Here is a 17,830-nt window from a genome sequence, read left to right on the forward strand (position 1 = left end):
GTTTTTTGAAGATTGAGTATTTTATTTCAGGCAGCCTGAAAACCAGCCAAACAAAGGATAAAATATGAATACGTTCCCTATGCTCGCAACGGTGGATTTAGGTTCAAACAGCTTTCGTTTGCAAATTTGCCATAATCACAACGGACAACCCCAAGTGATTGAAAATATCAAATACATGGTGCGTCTGGCGAGTGGTTTGGATGAAAACAAATATTTGGATGAAGCCAGTCAGCAACGTGCTTTGGAATGTTTGGCGCAATTTGGCGAGCGTTTGCGTGGTTTTGAGACGAAAGATGTGCGCGCGGTGGCAACCAATACTTTTCGTGTTGCCAAAAATATTGGCGAATTTCTGCCGCGTGCTGAAGCTGCTTTGGGTTTTCCGATAGAAGTGGTTGCTGGGCGTGAAGAAGCACGTTTAATTTACACAGGCGTGATGCACACTTATGCCAACAATGGACAAAAATTGCTGGTGGTGGATATTGGTGGCGGTTCAACCGAATTTATTTTGGGCAGTACGCCGATTCCCACGCACACTGAAAGTTTGCCACTAGGTTGTATCACTTACTCGGCGCGTTTTTTTAGTGAAAAAATCACACAAAAAAGTTTTCAGGCTGCCATTAATGCCGCACGAAGTGAAATTCAGCGTATCAGTAAAGAATATAAACATCAAGGCTGGGACGTAGCATTGGGCACATCGGGAACAGCCAAATCCATTGCAGCGGTTATTGGTGCGCAAGATATGGGTGGACGAATCACACTGGCAGCTATGCGAGTGTTGGCAGATAAAATTATTGCGGCAGGTAATGTTAAAAAAGCCAAATTTGAAGGGTTAAAACCTGACCGTGTTGATGTGTTCGTTGGTGGCTTGGCAGTAATGATAGCGGCATTTGAAGAATTGGATATTTCGGGCATGGCGTTTAACGAAGCTGCTTTGCGCGATGGTGTATTCTTTGAAATGATTGGGCGCAATGCGCATGAAGATTTGCGTGAACAAACGGCGGAACAATTCCAAAAACGTTATCATGTTGGTAAAAATCAAGCAGAACGCGTAAGCAAATTGGCACTACAATTCTTGCATGATTTGGCACAAAATGCCACCGTGCAAGAATTAACATACTGGTCAGATTATGTGCGTTGGGCAGCTATGTTGCACGAAATTGGTGTCAGCATCGCGCATACGGCGTATCACAAACACACAGCGTATATTTTGGCAAATGCGGATATGCCGGGATTTTCTCGGCAAGAACAAGAATTGTTGTCGTTGTTGGCTTTGGGGCAGCGTGGAGAAATCAAGAAAATGGCAGATGTGTTGGGCAATGATGTGATGCGCTGGCATGCAGTATTGGCGTTGCGTTTAGCCGTTTTGTTTTACCGTGCGCGTTTACCTATGGATTTGCCGCCTTATACGCTGTTGCAATATTTTGCTGATGAACAGAAATATTCATTGCGGATTGCCAAAGATTGGTTGGATGATGAACACCCATTGATTTCAGCGGCATTAAAAGATGAACGAGAACAATGGGGAAAAATTGGACGCGTGTTTTGGGTAGAAAAAATCTGATTGTATGTTTTCAGGCTGCCTTTATTGTTTTTTTATGATAAATATATGATTATTTGTAATTTAAACAATAAATCGCGTTATAATTCTTGTTTCATTATGGGGAAATACATGAATAAAAATATTTTCAGGCTGCCTACAGTAGCGTTATTGTGCATAATGTTACAAGGTTGTGCTATTGGTGCAGCAGCAGATTTAGCGGCAACAACGGTTTTAACGGCAGGTAAATTAGCGGTTAAAGGGACGGGAGCAGTTATTGGTGCGATGATTCCTGATGGTGATGACGATGATGATAAACGTAAGCAAAGTCGCAGAAAATCAGAGGTGCAAGCAGCAACAACGCATCAACCAGTTGTGCAAACTTTGCCACAATCTCAACCTATTTATCATGAAATGGATTATACGGTAACGCAGCCGCAGTATGAAATACAACAGCTATATTATTGGGATGAAGATTAAAAGTAGACATCAACTATAAAAGGCAGCCTGAAAATGAAATAATCGTTTTCAGGCTGCCTTTTATAGTTGTTTAAAATAAAAATATAGTGAATTCACTATACTATGTTGTGTACACGGTGGTCGCTGTCGCCTTGTCTTATTTCTATTTTACATGACCATAATAATCGTAATTTTTGTAAGGAAAAAAGAGTTTCAGTCAAGCGTTATTTGTGGTATAGTCTGTTAAAATAAGAAAATTAAATGTGTTTTTTAGTTAATTTTTAATTTGAAAGGAAGAAAGTATGAAATTAAATCACTTTGTTGTGTTGGGCTGCGTATCTTTGATATTGGCCGCATGTGGTGGTTCAGGTGGTTCATCGGGTAGCAATCAAACGGCTAGTGCAACATCCGATTCGGCTTCGGGTAGTGTCAAAGTATTGAAAGTAGGTACAGATGCCAGCTTTGCTCCCTTTGAGTCCATGAACGAAAAACAAGAAATTTATGGCTTTGACATTGATTTGTTAAATGAAATGGCAAAAGTTGGTGGTTTCAAATTGGAATTTAAACACACTCCTTGGGACGGTATTTTCGCTTCTTTGAATAATCGTGATGTAGATATTGTGGCTTCTGCGGTTACTATTACTGACGAACGCAAAAACACTATGGATTTTACTGACTCATACTATAAAATCACACAAGTTGTGATGGTTTCACCTAATAAAGATGTGAAAACAGTAGAGGATTTAACCAAATTAACTCGAGTAGGCGTGGTAGCAGGTCAAACTGGTGATTTTGCTGCACAGAAAATTTTTGGTGCAACCAGCAATCAAATTGCTCGATTTGACTCATTACCTTTGTTGATTAAAGAAGTAGAAAACAGCGGTTTAGATGCCGCAATTAGCGACAGTGCGGTGATTGCACATCATATTAAAAATAATGCGGGCAAGGGATTTACTATGGTATCTATCCCTGATTTTGAAGAAGAAAATTATGGTTTTGCAGTGCGTAAAGGTGACACGGAAACTTTAAATTTGCTGAATCAATCCCTGAAAACTGTGCGTGAAAATGGTACTTATGCTGAAATTGAGAAAAAATATTTTGCTCAATAATTAATAGCTTGTTTTGTCACCATTGCTTGTGTATGAAAAGTGTGGTGTAAAAATACCGTTTGAATGTTGATTCAAACGGTATTTTTTATAGTGGATTCAATTTAAATCAGGGCAAGGCAACAGCGACCGCCGTGTACACATAGTATAGTAAATTCAATTTAAACCAGTACAGCGTTGCCAGCTCCCTTATGTACTAGGTTGTACACGGCGGTCGCTGTTGCCTTGTCCTGATTTAAATTGAATCCACTATATTTACAAATAGCTATAATCATTTTTTTTGTATCAAATACAATATGTATATATGATGATTAACATACTGTATTTATTGTTGTTTCTCTTTTTTGCCAAGCGTTCTAGCTGTAATATGCCATTCTTTGTTAGCAATTTTTTGTGTATAACTGCTTGGCAGAATTAGAGCAATTTCGCCATTTTCCGCCACATCTGCTTCGTATTGACAAACAATTTCATTGTGCTGGTCTAGTAAAAACCATTCTATACGCGCTGCATTTTCATCATCAATAGTAATGCGAGTAGTACGATGGGCATCAATCATACCAATATGAAAATTGGGTATCAATTCAATATCACTGATTGGGTAATTGAGCGGAAATGGATGGCTGTCAGGTGTTGCATGATTGAAGTCATGGATAAACACGCTTTGTGCAACAGTTTGCCACAAATGGCGACGCAAAAATTGTTGGTCAATATTGCGTGAATCGCTGGTAAATGTTTCAGGAAAGCTATTAATCCATGCATGCATACTGCCCAATGCACCGCCACATCCGCCCCACATGCCAGCTAAAATCAATTCACAATGTACATAAGTATCACGTATCACATGAAAGTGTTTTCCTGAAGCAATCCATTCATTTACTGCAGCACGTTCTTTATATGAAATCAATGAGTCTGCATCACGCACGATAAAACGTTTCACATTGGCATCGTCCGCCACCATGAACCGCCAAAATAATCCAGGTAAATTACTGTTTTGCATATTGATGATTTGCGCACCACGCTGTGTTAAACGTTTAATGATTTGCGGTGGGACACTGTCATCAACATAAAATCGGCAAGTCCATTCTGGATAAATATTTTTTGCAAGAGTTGCATTCATCACAGCAACTTCACAATAGCGCGGTTTATCGCCATAAAGAGAATAACTGATAATGTTTTCAGTTTTGTTTTCACTCAATGGAAAAGCAGGAGTAGTAATGGGATGAGCGGGCGTACCTGTTTTAGCATAACGTTTAAGCCTAATATGAATAGCTTGGCTTGCATACCAACGAGCAGCTTCATAGCGATGGGTTTTGCTACATGTTTCTGCTAATGTATCAAATAATTGAAAGATAAAATCATCGCTGTCCTTTTCTAAATCGGCTGTTTTAAGCAAATCTTGCGCCATTTTGAAAGCATTTTCATTATGTCCCATGCGTCCTTCTAGCATGGTAACTTGAATAGAAGCCAGTTTATGATTAGGGACAAGGGCAAGTACTTCATAGGCTACTTCTTGTGCTTGTTTGAGTTCACCACGACGGTTGTGTGCATTGTAACGGTCAGAAAGAGTGAGTAATTGTTTATTGATAGCAGTAACTTGTTCTGTAGTCATGATTATTGGATAGAATAGTATGATGGCACACAAGGGGTTGCGTCATTATCATGATGAGAAGATTGTTTGTGTGCCATATTGATTAATAAGTTAATTATCTAATGTTTCTAGATATTTGGCTAGAGGCTAATAACAGCGTAGTGGTATTAGGCAAATTTAGTGCAAAATTCAACTGCAAACGAATTGTTATTAGTTCAAAGATTTCTGTGGGATTAGTATTTGTATTAAATCCGACAATTTTGTGAGTGAAATAAATTTCCGTAGGTTTGGAAATGGTTAGATACAAGCATTTGATTTGCTTATGTTTAATTTTTATACATGTTGCTTTTTCAACCGCAAATCTTCATCTTCTTCTGTGTGTTTCAAGCGCAACAACCATGTGCGTGTTTTCTCGGTAAAACCAGCCAAATCATCATCATGCAAAAAGCCCCAGTTATATAACCGCATGATTTTCATATCCATATTGGAAAACGAAAGCGTGTACCAATGGTCGCTATCACGGCAAAATTCGCGCATTTCTTGGGCTAAATCCCAAATATCGCCACCGTTTTTCATAGCGGCAGCTTTCTGGATAATGCGTGTTTTCTCTGCATCAAACTCCGCTAACCATGCTTTTTCCAGTAGTTGATGCGCATGGGCGTGGTCGGATTTGGTTTTCCAATGTTCACTCATTTGGTGTTCCTTTTTATGATTGAAATGGTTTTCAGGCTGCCTGAAACTGAAACATTGATTTTATCATAGGAGAATATGTGGGTAACAAGTTGCCCATGCTACGCTTGTTTTTAGTATACGACAATTTGTAGGTCGGGCATTTATGCCCGACACAACGCATCGTGATAATATAGTCGGGCATAAATGCCCGACCTACGGAGCTTGTTTAAAATAATCAATATGTTGAACCAATAAATTGCTTTGGCGATTGGCTAATACAAGGGTAAAGAAAAATGTACCGCCTTTTTGTTGCGAACGCCGATAATGGGACATGATTTCAGGCTGCCTATAAGAATGAAATGGTCATATTAACATTATTTTTTTGTTTAAATAATTCAATGGTTACAATGGAATTTTATGCAGCCTGAAAAATTGGAGAATTGCGTTAAACCGCGTGGGCAACAAGTTGCCCACCCTTGTATCTTTCCCTTATGTGGATAAAAACGTATTATCCACATCACCCAGTTGAGTAGGAAATTGAGCCCACCCTGAGTGCACAGATACTGAAACGTAGATAAACCTACTCAACTACCCATCTCACAATCTGAACAGTATCCAAGTGCGCGACAATACGCTCGCAGACACTGCATGAACAAGGAAAGACACCGATGGAAACCACAGAAAATACAAGCAATACAATCAAACAACATATTATCGGCATTGATGCCGCATCACACAAATTCGATGTCTCTTGGTTAAAAAACACCAACAAATTCACCTATCGCAGCAAAGTATTACCCAACAACCCTTCAGGCTGCCTAAAATTGCTCGAATGGATTCATAAAAACATCACCACCGATTTATCCACCATTCATGTCGTGATGGAAGCCACAGGTGTTTACCACGAATTGCTCGCCTATTTCCTACATGACCAAGGTATTGCCGTCAGCATTGTCAATCCTGCTTATGTACACAATTATGCCAAATCATTGGGCGCAGTACACAAAACCGATAAAGGAGACAGTCAAATCATTGCTCGCTTTGGTTATGAATGCCACCCACAAGTATGGCAACCCGAACCCAAATCTGTATGCGAATTGAAAGCCAAACTCAATCGTTTGGATGCGTTGAAAATTGATTTACAACGCGAAGAAAATCGCTTACATACGGCACAAATCAGTGGGGTACCTGATGAAGTAATGTTATCGATTCTTCAAATCCGCCAAGCTTTAAGTCAAAGCATTGCCGAGTTGGAAAAAGATGTGGACGAGCACATTGATAAACATCCTGATTTAAAGCGAGATGTTAGCCTATTGCAAAGCATCCCTTGTGTGGGTAGAGAAACGTCAATGCGGATGGCGGTACTTTACCATAGTAAACAGTTTGAAAAGGCTTCACAGATGGCGGCATTTTTAGGTTTGGTGCCGCGTCAACGTGAGTCGGGAAAATATCAAGGTAAGGTGATGCTCAGTAAACGTGGTAACAGTAAACTGCGTGCTTTGTTGTATTTCCCTGCGATGAATGCGTGTCGTTTTAATCCTGATATTAAATCCCAGCATGAGCGTTTGTTGTCGCGTGGCAAAGTAAAAATGCAAACGATTGGTGCGGCGATGCGTAAGTTGGTGCATATTTGCTTTGGTGTGTTGAAGCATCAAACGGCTTATCAGGCTAGGGTGGCTGTGATTTAGTACCAATTTATATGCTTTTTGTTTTGGGGAGTTGACGGGAGCGACAGTATCTACGCTTGCTACAGAACTGATTTGGTATTGTGATTTGATTTTGGGTTTTCAGGCAGCCTGAAAAACAAAATACCATTTCAATTTTGGGGTTGGAACGGTATTCTTGTAGGTTGAGTTGAAAACCCAACATTGATTTGGGGATTTAAAGGGGTTGTGTTGGATTTTTAATCCAAACCACTGGCTTGTTTTTCCAATTCTTCTATAGCTTTCAAAACATATTTAATTTTAGTAGCTAACAAAACTTTTTTAATTTTATGATATTCAATTAAAACTCCAGATACTTTGATGTCTGGTAGAGTATCTTGTAAATAATTATTAACGGCTAGATTGAAAGTAACTAATGCTCCACCACTCATTCCCGTAGGTTTAGGAGCATTATAAATGATGTCTTTTTCATCTTTTACTGTTTCATCATACTCAACAAGAATATGATTTTCAGAATTAGCTCCAACAGAAATAAATATATCTTCTTCATGAATTAGTAAGGAAGAATGAGATAAACCTGTCATCTTTAAATTATGACGGGAAATTTTATTTTTTGAGTTCGGATATCCTATAGCTACTCCTATTTTTTTGGTAACATCATCTTTTTGATGTTCTAAATACCTAAATGGTAGATAAGTTAATCTATTCCATATATCGGTATTATATCTTGTTTTTGCTAATTTAATTACTGCTATATCAATTTTATCTGACTTGTCAATTTTAGAATTAAGTAAGATGAGATTACCAATAATATCTATCAATCCACCATTCTCTCCTTTTATTCCAATGTATAAATTTGTTTTTGCTTTGTTTTTTTCATTTATCACATGTGAAGCTGTAATCAGAAATTTATTAAAATTGTACTCCACAATAAAACAGCTTCCTATATGTATAGGATTTCCTTGATTGTCTGCTCCATAGATTGGATATACAATATTTGAAAACATATTAAATATATAAGATGTACATTTCTTATAATATTCACTTACTAACTCATTATGAGTTTTGATTAATTTTGTATCCATTTTGTGCATACTCTCCATGCCTAATTAAAATATTTTATTTTACCCCAAAAAGCAAATTCTCCTTAATCCCCCGAATCCTATCACGAATCACCGCCGCCTCTTCAAACTGCAAATCCCGTGCCGCTTGCTGCATTTGTTTTTCCAAACGGGCAATTTCAGCAATCGCGTCTTCTTCGCTGTGGATTTCGGTTTTTTTGCTGGATTTTTTGGCTTTAGCGAAACTCGCTCCGCTCGTTTTCAGGCTGCCTGAAACTGGCTTGCCACCGTTTTCCGCATACACGCCATCAATCAAATCTTTCACTTTCTTATTGATTTGTTTAGGCGTAATGCCGTTGTCCAAATTGAATTGGATTTGCTTGGCGCGGCGGCGTTCGGTTTCGGCAATGGCGGATTTCATGCTGTCGGTCATTTTGTCGGCGTACAAAATCGCCACGCCGTTCACGTTACGCGCGGCGCGTCCGATGGTTTGAATCAGGCTGCGGTGTGAGCGCAAAAAGCCTTCTTTGTCCGCGTCCAAAATGGCGACCAGCGACACTTCGGGTATGTCCAAACCTTCGCGCAATAGGTTAATCCCCACCAAAACGTCAAATAAGCCTAAACGTAAATCTCTAATGATTTCAACACGTTCCACCGTATCAATATCGCTGTGCAAATAGCGCACTTTCACGCCCAATTCGGTGTAGTAGTCGGTCAGTTGTTCCGCCATGCGTTTGGTCAGGGTGGTGACGAGTACGCGCTCGCCTTTTTGTTTGCGGATATTGATTTCACTTAATAAATCATCAACTTGTGTGTCAACTGGGCGCACGATGATTTCAGGGTCTATCAAACCTGTGGGGCGCACGACTTGTTCCACAATTTGCCCTGCGTGGTCGGCTTCGTATTGCGCTGGGGTGGCGGATACGAACACGGTTTGAGGCATAACTTGTTCAAATTCATGGAATTTTAATGGGCGATTGTCCCGCGCGGAAGGCAGCCTGAAACCGTAATCCACCAGATTTTGTTTGCGGCTCGCGTCGCCTTTGTACATCGCGCCAATTTGCCCAATGGTAACGTGGCTTTCGTCTATGAACAAAATCGCGTTTTTCGGCAAATAATCCATGAGCGTGGGGGGCGGTTCACCTTCTTTTTTGCCTGAAAAATGGCGGCTGTAATTCTCAATGCCTTTGCAAAAACCCATTTCGTAGAGCATTTCTAAATCAAAACGGGTGCGCTGTTCAATGCGTTGTTGTTCTACGGGACGGTTTTCTTTGGTAAAGAAATCAATGCGTTCGCGCAATTCGGCTTTGATGTTTTCGCAGGCGCGTAACACGGTTTCGCGTGGCGTAACGTAGTGGCTGGACGGGAACACGGTGTAACGCCCCACGCGCTGTTGCAGGCTGCCTGAAAGTGGGTCAAACAAATCCAAGCGTTCAATTTCATCGTCAAACAATGAAATTCGCAGGGCAAATTCGGAACTTTCGGCTGGGTAAACGTCTATCACGTCGCCACGCACGCGGAAACTGGCGCGTTGAAAATCGGCATGGGCGCGTTCGTATTGCATGGAAACCAATGTGGAAATGATGTCGCGTTGGCTGATGGTGTCGCCTTCTTTGACGGATAAAATCATTTGTTGGTATTCGGTCGGGTCGCCGATGCCGTAAATGGCGGACACGGTGGCGATGATGATGACATCGTTGCGCGTCATCAGGTTTTTGGTGGCGGACAGGCGCATTTGTTCAATGTGTTCGTTAATCGCGCTGTCTTTTTCTATGAACAAATCTCTTGACGGAACATAGGCTTCGGGTTGGTAATAGTCGTAGTAGGAAACGAAATATTCCACCGCGTTTTCGGGGAAAAATTCGCGCATTTCGGCATAGAGTTGCGCGGCAAGGGTTTTGTTGTGCGCCATGATAATGGCTGGGCGACCGCTTTGCGCGATGACGTTTGCCATCGTGTAGGTTTTGCCCGAACCTGTTACACCGAGCAGGGTTTGGTACGCCAAGCCGTCTGATAAGCCGTCTAATAATTGGGCGATGGCGGTGGGTTGGTCGCCTGCGGGGGGGAAGGGTTGGTGGAGTTTGAAGGGGGAATTGGGGTATTGGATAATTTGCATTTTCAGGCTGCCTGAATAATTGGAATATAGTTGAAATTATAACAAAATCAATCAAGGCAGCCTGAAAATTCGGGTACAATGCGGATTTTATTTCAAAGGATTAACTATGTTTTTTGTGGACAGAAGTGCGGTGGTTTTGAAACCGACCCAAGTTTTTTTGGATTGGCTGAACAGTACCGATGATGATATGCCTGATTTAACGCTGGCACAGTTGCGTTCTAATTGCAGCGTATTTTTGCTGCCTGCATTTGATGAGCCTGAACAAGCGGTGGCTTATTTTGATGAGCGTTATGAAGAAATTTTTGTGGCGGAATTGGCAAGTTGGGTGGGCGATGCCAGTCAATATCCAAAAGATTTGAGTTTGGAAAACTTTTGGCAATTCTTTGAGTTGGAAGTGCATGATATGGTGTTGGATTTGGTGGACGAGGAATTGGAAGTGTCCAATGTGGTGCCGACTACTGTGCCAACGGAAGCGAAATAATTGAAATTTTCGGTGGAATTTGTGCCGTCAAATTTGCGGCGATTTGTCGTGGTGGTGTTTGGTGTGGCGATAGCTTGTCTGGTTTTGTTTCATTTTTCGGCTGGGATAAAATGGACATTGTTGCTGGCTATTTTGTTGGCTACGGCATGGGCATGGCGTGAATCGCCGTTGTTTGTGCATCGTTTGGTAGTGGACGAACAGGGTTTTGCCACGATTTTTGTGAATCATGTGGCGTGGGAAGCGGATTTGCTTTCAGGCAGCTTTTTGACACGATGGTTGTGTGTGTTGAAATGGCGCACCAATCGCCATATGATTTGGCAGGCGGTTTTGCCTGATATGATGAACAAGGAAGATTATCGGCGCGTATTGGTGTGGGCGCGATGGGGTCAGCCGACTAAAACGCAACGGAAACAACGTGCGGTGCAGCGTGGGGAACAGAAATGGTAAGCGGTAAAAAGTTTTTCAGGCTGCCTGAAAACTATAGTCGTTTCAAATACAAATAGTACAGCGTTGCCAACGCCCTTATGTACTAGATGTACACGGCGGGCGTTGTCGCCTTGTGCGTGTTAATTTGAAACGACTATAAATAGGCAGCCTGAAAACCAAATAATCCATAAAAAAGGTCAAATAAACATCTATTTGACCTTTTTTCTGTGCAATTAAATCCAACCTAATGTATTAGCAAATACCAGCAAAATTGCAATCGGTGCAGCATAGCGCAACATATTGCGCCAAACAACTGCTACGATAGGGGGTAAATTGCTGCCTTCGCGCATATGAGCAATAACTGCATCACGTTGCAATACCCATGCTACCAGTACGCAAACAGCCAATGAACTCAACGGCATAATCCACGATGTAATCAAATAATCCCACAAATCAAATACTGTTTTGCCGATAATTTTGAAATCGCCCATTAAACCAAACGATAGCGCGGACGGAATGCCAACAATAAAAATCGCCATACCTGCTAGCCATGAAATGCGACGACGTGCCTGTGGACGATGTTGCACGAAATAGGCAATCGCGGTTTCCAACATGGAAAATGCCGAAGTGAGTGTGGCAAGTGCGACCAAAATCATGAAAATGGCAAACAACAATGTACCAAATGGCATTTTTTGGAACACGGCTGGCAATACGATGAAAATTAAACCAGGCCCAGAATCAGGTTTAAAATCAAATGCGAATACAGCAGGGAAAATGACCAAGCCAGCTAGTAAAGAAACCAGCATATTCAACCACATAATGCTATTGGCGGAACGGAACAAATCTTGTTTGTTATCCAAATAGGACGCATATGTCATCATGGTGGATACACCCAAGCTCAATGCAAAAAATGCTTGTCCCAGCGCCATGAGCCATGTATTAGGCGTAATGACGCTGAAATCGGGTTTCAGCAAAAATTTAACGCCTTCCATGGCATTAGGGAGCGTTAATGAACGTGCCGCAAGTAGTAAAAACATGATAAATAATACGGGCATCAAATATTTATTGGCGCGTTCAATGCCCGAAGAGATGCCATTTTGTACCACCCAAACAGTAACCAACATAAAGGCAGCCTGAAAACCCAATGCCAACATAGGGTTAGCAATGGTATCACCAAATAAAGCAGCAAAATCAGTAGTTGGCGTGATTGTGCCACTTAATGCATGCCAAACATAGGTAAAAACCCAGCCACCAACAACACTATAAAACGATAATAGGAAAAAACACGATGCCATGCCCAAGCGACCAATCCACGCCCATGCAGGATTAGGTGCGATTTGGGTAAGGGCATCAATTGGATTTTTGTTGGTTTTGCGACCAATGAAAAATTCCGCAAGCAATACGGGTACGCCAACAATAATGGTAAATATCAGAAAAATCAGGAAAAAGACTGCACCGCCATTGGTGCCTGCGGTGTAGGGAAATTTCCAAATCGCGCCTAAGCCAATGGCTGAACCAGCCGCTGACAGCACAAACCCCAATTTTGACGTCCAATTAACTGACATGATAGAGACTCTAAAAAATAATGATAAAAAAGTGTTCAGGCTGTCTAAAATAGACTTTTCTTTTTCTGTTTCAGGCAGCCTAAAATGATGCGCACAATTTTATACCAAGCATGGCAAATAGTATATGATAATAACCACATTTATTTTGGTACAAATTAGACAATTCATGCAAAAAAACGACAATCAGAAAAATAAAACTTCAATTTTATTTTGATTTTTTTGATTTTATATTTTCAAATCAGACTGTCAAGCCATAAGCATTTTTTTATTCCATGATGCTGAAAATGTGTTTGAAGCAGCCCGAAAGATGCTTGTTGTGTACTGAAAACTGCCTGAAAATTGCCCCATGCTTGATGTTTTCATATAAACTTGACTTTATTTTATAAAAGTCTTATATTAGGAGTTGCTAATGAATAACGCCACAAAAAATCCCACTACTTTACAAGAACACGCTCAAATTGCCGCCGATTTTCTGAAAACCATCGGCAATGCCACACGTTTACAAATTTTGTGCCTGCTGGCTGAACGCGGCGAAATGTGTGTAATGCATTTGCACGAACATTTGGATTTGCCATTGAGCCAATCGGCATTATCGCAACATTTATCCAAAATGCGTACAGAGGGCATTTTGTCATCTCGCCAAGACGCACAAAAAATGTATTACCAAATTTGCGATGACAAAACCCTTAAATTGATACACACCTTAAAAGAAATTTTTTGCCCCTAAACGGAGAAATCATCATGTCTTTGCCCTTGCACACGCCCAAACAGGCTGCAGAAAAATGTCAAAATGGCGCAATTTTGATTGACATTCGCACAAAAAATGAACATCAACAACGACATATTCCCAACGCATTGTCCATACCTTTGGACGATTTGCCTACCGCCGACAAGCAGCCTGAACATTCTGTTTTGATTTTCCATTGTTTGAGCGGTGTACGCACCCAAGCCAACACAGCTCTTTTGGCACAATACGCGCAAGGTTGCGAAGCTTACATTTTGGATGGTGGTTTGAACGCTTGGCAGAAAAATGGTTTGCCGACCGAAGGTATTGCGCATTGTCATTTGGACATCATGCGCCAAGTTCAAATTGTTGCAGGCAGTCTGATTTTATTGGGGGGATTATTGGGCGTGGTGGTTTCGCCGTGGTTTTTTGCTTTGTGCATTTTGGTGGGAATGGGGTTGCTTTTTGCTGGATTAACGGGATTTTGCGGCATGGCAAAATTGCTGGCGAAAATGCCGTGGAATCAAGCCTAAATCTTTTTTTGTAACGTAAGGAGTTTGAAATCATGAAAGCCAATTTGGGTCAAATTGACCGCGTATTGCGTATTGTTTTGGGTCTGGTTTTGATTGCCTTATCTTTGATGGGGACAATCGGTTGGTGGGGGTGGGGGGGCATCATTCCCTTGGTAACAGGGCTGATGAAATTCTGTCCCATTTACCGCTTGTTTGGATTGAATACCTGTAAAACTTGTTCAAAATAAACATTTCAGGCAGCCTGAAAAAGGATTTTTCCCTTTTCAGGCTGCCTGAAACTTTAAATCAACAATTACGCGCCATAAACAGGATTTTTATCACACAATGCTTTCGCGGCGGTTGCCACGCGGTTCAAAGTCGCTTCATCGTTTGGATTTTCCAACACATCAGCCACCAAATTCGCCAATTCACGCGCATCGGCTTCGCTGAAACCGCGTGTGGTAATCGCAGACGCACCCACACGAATGCCGCTGGTTACAAACGGTTTTTCTGGGTCATTGGGAATCGCGTTTTTGTTAATCGTGATGTGTGCTTTGCCCAACGCTTCTTCGGCGGCTTTACCCGTAATGTTTTTCGGGCGCAAATCCACCAAGAAAACATGGCTTTCTGTGCGACCAGACACAATGCGCAAACCGCGTTTCACCAATTCTTCTGCCATCGCAGCCGCGTTGATTTTCACTTGTTTCGCATATTGTTTGAATTCAGGTTCCAGAGCTTCTTTGAATGCCACCGCTTTCGCCGCAATCACGTGCATGAGTGGACCACCTTGCAAAGATGGGAAAATGGTGGAATTCAAAATTTTCTCGTGCGTGGTGTCGCGGCACAAAATCACGCCACCGCGTGGGCCACGCAAGGTTTTGTGCGTGGTTGTGGTAACGAAATCGGCAAACGGCACAGGGTTCGGGTATTCGCCGCCTGCCACTAAACCTGCATAGTGCGCCATGTCCACAAACAAGTACGCGCCCACTTTGTCGGCGATTTCACGGAAACGCGCCCAATCAATTTCCAAAGCGTAGGCAGACGCACCTGCCACAATCATTTTCGGCTTGTGTTCCAAAGCCAAACGCTCCACTTCGGCATAATCCAACACTTCGTTTTCGTCCAAGCCGTAGGTAATGGCGTTGTACAATTTACCTGAAATATTCACGCTCGCGCCATGCGTCAAGTGTCCGCCATGCGCCAAGCTCATGCCCAAAATCGTATCACCGGGTTTTAATATAGAAGCGTAAACCGCTTGGTTGGCTTGGCTGCCTGAATGCGGTTGCACGTTGGCATATTCCGCACCAAACAATTTTTTCACACGGTCAATTGCCAATTGTTCTGCCACATCAACGTGTTCACAACCACCATAATAACGTTTTGAAGGATAACCTTCGGCATATTTATTGGTCAATTGGCTACCTTGTGCTTCCATAACGGCGCAGCTCACATAGTTTTCAGACGCAATCAATTCAATGTGGTCTTGCTGGCGTTGCACTTCGGCAGCCATTGCGGCGGCTAACTCTGGGTCGTATTTTTCAATGGTAAGGCTTTTTGAGAACATGGAATTATCCTTGTGGAAGAAGAGATTTTGTGATTGTAACGCAAATCCTATCTTTCAGGCAGCCTGAAAATAGAATAGGCGAACTGTGTTAGGAGTTTTTATCAGTATGGTATTTTATTTTAAAAAAATGGAAATTTTTATTATTTAATAAATAAAAAAGGCAGCCTGAAAATATTTTATGGACGATATGCCAAGATATATTTTCAGGCTGCTTTTTTATAAGGGATTATTTTACTAGTTTTTCTTTGCGTTCTTGGAGCCAATGCTCCAAATAATGAATGCTCATGCCGCCTTCTAAAAAACCAGCGTCTTTGAATAAATCACGGTGAAGAGGTGTATTGGTTTTAATACCTGTAATCGCCAATTCTGCCAACGCCACGCGCATTTTCGCGGCAGCTTGGGTGCGGTCTTTGCCTAAAGTGCAGACTTTGCCAATCAAGCTATCGTAATTCGGCGGAATTTTGTAGCCTTGATAAATGTGGCTGTCCACGCGCACACCCAATCCCCCTGGTAAATGGCAAGATTCAATCAACCCTGGGCTGGGAATGAAATTGTACGGGTCTTCCGCATTAATGCGGCATTCAAAAGCATGACCTTCCAAGACAATATCGTCCTGCGTGTATTGCAAAGGCAATCCCGCCGCCACGCGCAACTGCTCTTGCACAATGTCCACGCCCGTAATCAGCTCGGTAACGGGGTGTTCCACTTGCACGCGCGTGTTCATTTCAATAAAGAAAAACTCGCCATTTTCATACAAAAATTCAAATGTACCTGCACCGCGATAACCAATGCGCTTACACGCTTCCGTACAAGCCGTGCCGATTTTCTCACGCTCTTCGGGCGTAATGAATGGCGCGGGGGCTTCTTCAATGATTTTTTGGTGGCGGCGTTGCATGGAGCAATCGCGTTCGCCCAAATAAATCGCGTTGCCGTGTTCGTCCGCCAACACCTGAATTTCAATGTGGCGCGGACGTTGCAAAAAGCGTTCCATGTAAACCATCGGATTGCCAAAGGCAGCCTGCGCTTCCGCTTTGGTCATTTCCACCGCTTTGAGCAAATCTTCTTTCTTTTCAACGACACGCATACCGCGACCGCCGCCGCCACCCGAAGCCTTGATAATCACAGGGAAACCGACTTTATCGGCAATTTTCAAGATTTCATCGGGATTATCGGGCAAGGCACCGTCCGAACCAGGGACGCAAGGCACGCCAGCCGCAATCATCGCGTGTTTGGCGGAAACCTTGTCGCCCATCAAACGAATCGTGTCCGCTTTTGGACCGATGAAAATAAAGCCTGAATTTTCAACCTGTTCGGCGAAATTCGCGTTTTCCGCCAAAAAGCCATAGCCAGGGTGAATGCCGTCCGCGCCCGTAACTTCGGCGGCGGCAATAATGGCGGGAATGTGCAGATAACTTTGCGGGCTGGGCGCAGGTCCAATGCACACGGATTCGTCCGCCAATTTAACGTGCAGGCTGTCGCGGTCGGCTTCGGAATGCACCGCCACAGTTGCAATGCCCATTTCACGGCAAGCGCGTAACACGCGCAAAGCAATTTCGCCACGATTGGCAATTAAAACTTTTTTCAACATATTGATTTCCTTTTGGGAAAATATTTTTTACTGCTTAATCTATATTTCAGGCTGCCTGAAAGCGGTTATTCAATGGGTGGCAAACCTTTTTTAACGCGTTCGGCATTGTATATTTCGCTGTGCAATTCTGAAGGGTCGTCTGCCAATTCGGTTTCGCTGTCATACACGTCTTGCCAACTGTCGCAAACAAAATAAACGTCCAAATCGGCAAACTGTTCTTTCATTGCTTCAAACAGTTCATCGTCTTCAAAACAATAGGACGCGCAAAATGCCTCGGTTAAAGATGCCCCCGGCATAATGTTAAACTGACCTTCTGTATCGTATTGAACAATAGGCGAATCTTCAATCGCACGACCCGATTTGCCACGCCAATAACCATAAATGTTGCTGTCATCATCTTTGGCAACAAAGGTAATCATGCGTGCAACCTGTTCAATCGCAGCAATATTGGCTTGAATATCAGGGTTTGCCAACTCGTCTTCGCTCAAATAATCATGACCGAAAACCAACTCGTTCAACAATTCGTCTTTTTCATCAGGCAAAATCGCAAACAATGCCAGTTCGTCAAACGGTGTGCCAGCATCGGTTATCGTTGCCCATGCCAATACTTCCAAATCACGCGGCATGTTTTCTGCGCCAAGCACTTCATGCTTGAAACGTGCCAATGTTTCTAACGAATTCACAGTCATATTTTTGCCCCATAATGCGTTTTCAAATTTGATGTTTTCAGGCTGCCTGAAAGCAAAAAACTTCATTCAGGCAGCCTG

17 protein-coding genes are annotated in these 17,830 nt (G+C 42.3%); 9 read left to right on the top strand and 8 right to left on the bottom strand.

The features are described from left to right. Positions 1-64 precede the first annotated feature (64 nt). The 3 genes from MIS45_RS03710 to MIS45_RS03720 all read left to right on the top strand — a co-directional run bounded on the left by MIS45_RS03710 (position 65) and on the right by MIS45_RS03720 (position 3,105). Positions 65-1,561 carry a Ppx/GppA phosphatase family protein gene (locus tag MIS45_RS03710; protein ID WP_249451044.1) on the top strand — a complete coding sequence of 499 codons (1,497 nt, stop codon included), beginning with the start codon at positions 65-67 and terminating at the stop codon, positions 1,559-1,561. A gap of 108 nt (positions 1,562-1,669) precedes the next feature. After that, positions 1,670-2,017 (top strand): NF038104 family lipoprotein, encoded by a 348-nt coding sequence (locus tag MIS45_RS03715; RefSeq protein ID WP_249451045.1) that lies wholly within the window; start codon positions 1,670-1,672, stop codon positions 2,015-2,017. Positions 2,018-2,298: 281 nt separating this feature from the next. Then, complete coding sequence (locus MIS45_RS03720) at positions 2,299-3,105, top strand: basic amino acid ABC transporter substrate-binding protein (protein WP_249443301.1); 807 nt, start codon at positions 2,299-2,301, stop codon at positions 3,103-3,105. Between the two features lie 322 nt (positions 3,106-3,427). Here the strand turns inward: MIS45_RS03720 and MIS45_RS03725 are convergent, their stop codons facing one another. Continuing rightward, a complete protein-coding gene (locus tag MIS45_RS03725; RefSeq protein WP_249451046.1) occupies positions 3,428-4,711 on the bottom strand; it encodes a hypothetical protein in 1,284 nt (427 codons plus the stop codon). Between the two features lie 312 nt (positions 4,712-5,023). Continuing rightward, the gene (locus MIS45_RS03730) at positions 5,024-5,383 is read right to left on the bottom strand and encodes a hypothetical protein (RefSeq protein ID WP_249451048.1); all 360 of its coding nucleotides are present in this window, start codon (positions 5,381-5,383) and stop codon (positions 5,024-5,026) included. Positions 5,384-6,030: 647 nt separating this feature from the next. On the opposite strand from MIS45_RS03730, the gene MIS45_RS03735 reads away from it, so the two are divergent. After that, positions 6,031-7,050 (top strand): IS110 family RNA-guided transposase, encoded by a 1,020-nt coding sequence (locus MIS45_RS03735; RefSeq protein WP_249451049.1) that lies wholly within the window; start codon positions 6,031-6,033, stop codon positions 7,048-7,050. A 215-nt stretch (positions 7,051-7,265) separates the two neighbouring features. Here the strand turns inward: MIS45_RS03735 and MIS45_RS03740 are convergent, their stop codons facing one another. Beyond that, positions 7,266-8,120, bottom strand: coding sequence for a hypothetical protein (locus MIS45_RS03740; protein WP_249451050.1), 855 nt, complete (start codon positions 8,118-8,120; stop codon positions 7,266-7,268). 25 nt (positions 8,121-8,145) lie between these two features. After that, on the bottom strand, positions 8,146-10,203 hold the full coding sequence (gene uvrB, locus MIS45_RS03745) for an excinuclease ABC subunit UvrB (RefSeq protein ID WP_249451051.1): 2,058 nt from the start codon (positions 10,201-10,203) through the stop codon (positions 8,146-8,148). A gap of 106 nt (positions 10,204-10,309) precedes the next feature. On the opposite strand from uvrB, the gene MIS45_RS03750 reads away from it, so the two are divergent. Next, positions 10,310-10,684 carry a hypothetical protein gene (locus MIS45_RS03750; protein WP_249443307.1) on the top strand — a complete coding sequence of 125 codons (375 nt, stop codon included), beginning with the start codon at positions 10,310-10,312 and terminating at the stop codon, positions 10,682-10,684. Then, positions 10,685-11,131, top strand: a complete 447-nt coding sequence (locus MIS45_RS03755; RefSeq protein ID WP_249451052.1) for a protein YgfX — start codon at positions 10,685-10,687, stop codon at positions 11,129-11,131. A 212-nt stretch (positions 11,132-11,343) separates the two neighbouring features. On the opposite strand, the gene MIS45_RS03760 is transcribed toward MIS45_RS03755, so the two are convergent. Beyond that, on the bottom strand, positions 11,344-12,675 hold the full coding sequence (locus MIS45_RS03760) for a sodium-dependent transporter (RefSeq protein ID WP_249451053.1): 1,332 nt from the start codon (positions 12,673-12,675) through the stop codon (positions 11,344-11,346). A gap of 409 nt (positions 12,676-13,084) precedes the next feature. On the opposite strand from MIS45_RS03760, the gene MIS45_RS03765 reads away from it, so the two are divergent. Genes MIS45_RS03765 through MIS45_RS03775 form a run of 3 tightly spaced genes read left to right on the top strand, consistent with a single transcriptional unit; the run spans position 13,085 to position 14,159 of the window. After that, a complete protein-coding gene (locus MIS45_RS03765; RefSeq protein WP_249451054.1) occupies positions 13,085-13,402 on the top strand; it encodes an ArsR/SmtB family transcription factor in 318 nt (105 codons plus the stop codon). A gap of 14 nt (positions 13,403-13,416) precedes the next feature. After that, positions 13,417-13,932 carry a rhodanese family protein gene (locus tag MIS45_RS03770; protein ID WP_249451055.1) on the top strand — a complete coding sequence of 172 codons (516 nt, stop codon included), beginning with the start codon at positions 13,417-13,419 and terminating at the stop codon, positions 13,930-13,932. A gap of 32 nt (positions 13,933-13,964) precedes the next feature. Next, positions 13,965-14,159, top strand: a complete 195-nt coding sequence (locus tag MIS45_RS03775) for a YgaP family membrane protein (protein ID WP_249451056.1) — start codon at positions 13,965-13,967, stop codon at positions 14,157-14,159. Between the two features lie 65 nt (positions 14,160-14,224). Here MIS45_RS03775 and glyA read toward each other — a convergent pair whose 3' ends face one another. The 3 genes from glyA to MIS45_RS03790 form a co-directional block, all read right to left on the bottom strand. Continuing rightward, entirely contained in the window at positions 14,225-15,475 is a 1,251-nt protein-coding gene (gene glyA / locus MIS45_RS03780) for a serine hydroxymethyltransferase (RefSeq protein ID WP_249451057.1), read from the bottom strand. Between the two features lie 226 nt (positions 15,476-15,701). Next, on the bottom strand, positions 15,702-17,063 hold the full coding sequence (accC, locus tag MIS45_RS03785; protein ID WP_249451058.1) for an acetyl-CoA carboxylase biotin carboxylase subunit: 1,362 nt from the start codon (positions 17,061-17,063) through the stop codon (positions 15,702-15,704). Between the two features lie 65 nt (positions 17,064-17,128). Beyond that, positions 17,129-17,818: a hypothetical protein gene (locus MIS45_RS03790; protein WP_249451059.1), complete on the bottom strand. Its 690-nt coding sequence runs from the start codon at positions 17,816-17,818 to the stop codon at positions 17,129-17,131. Between the last annotated feature and the right edge of the window lie 12 nt (positions 17,819-17,830).

The organism is Wielerella bovis, from assembly GCF_022354465.1.
GTDB lineage: Bacteria > Pseudomonadota > Gammaproteobacteria > Burkholderiales > Neisseriaceae > Wielerella > Wielerella bovis.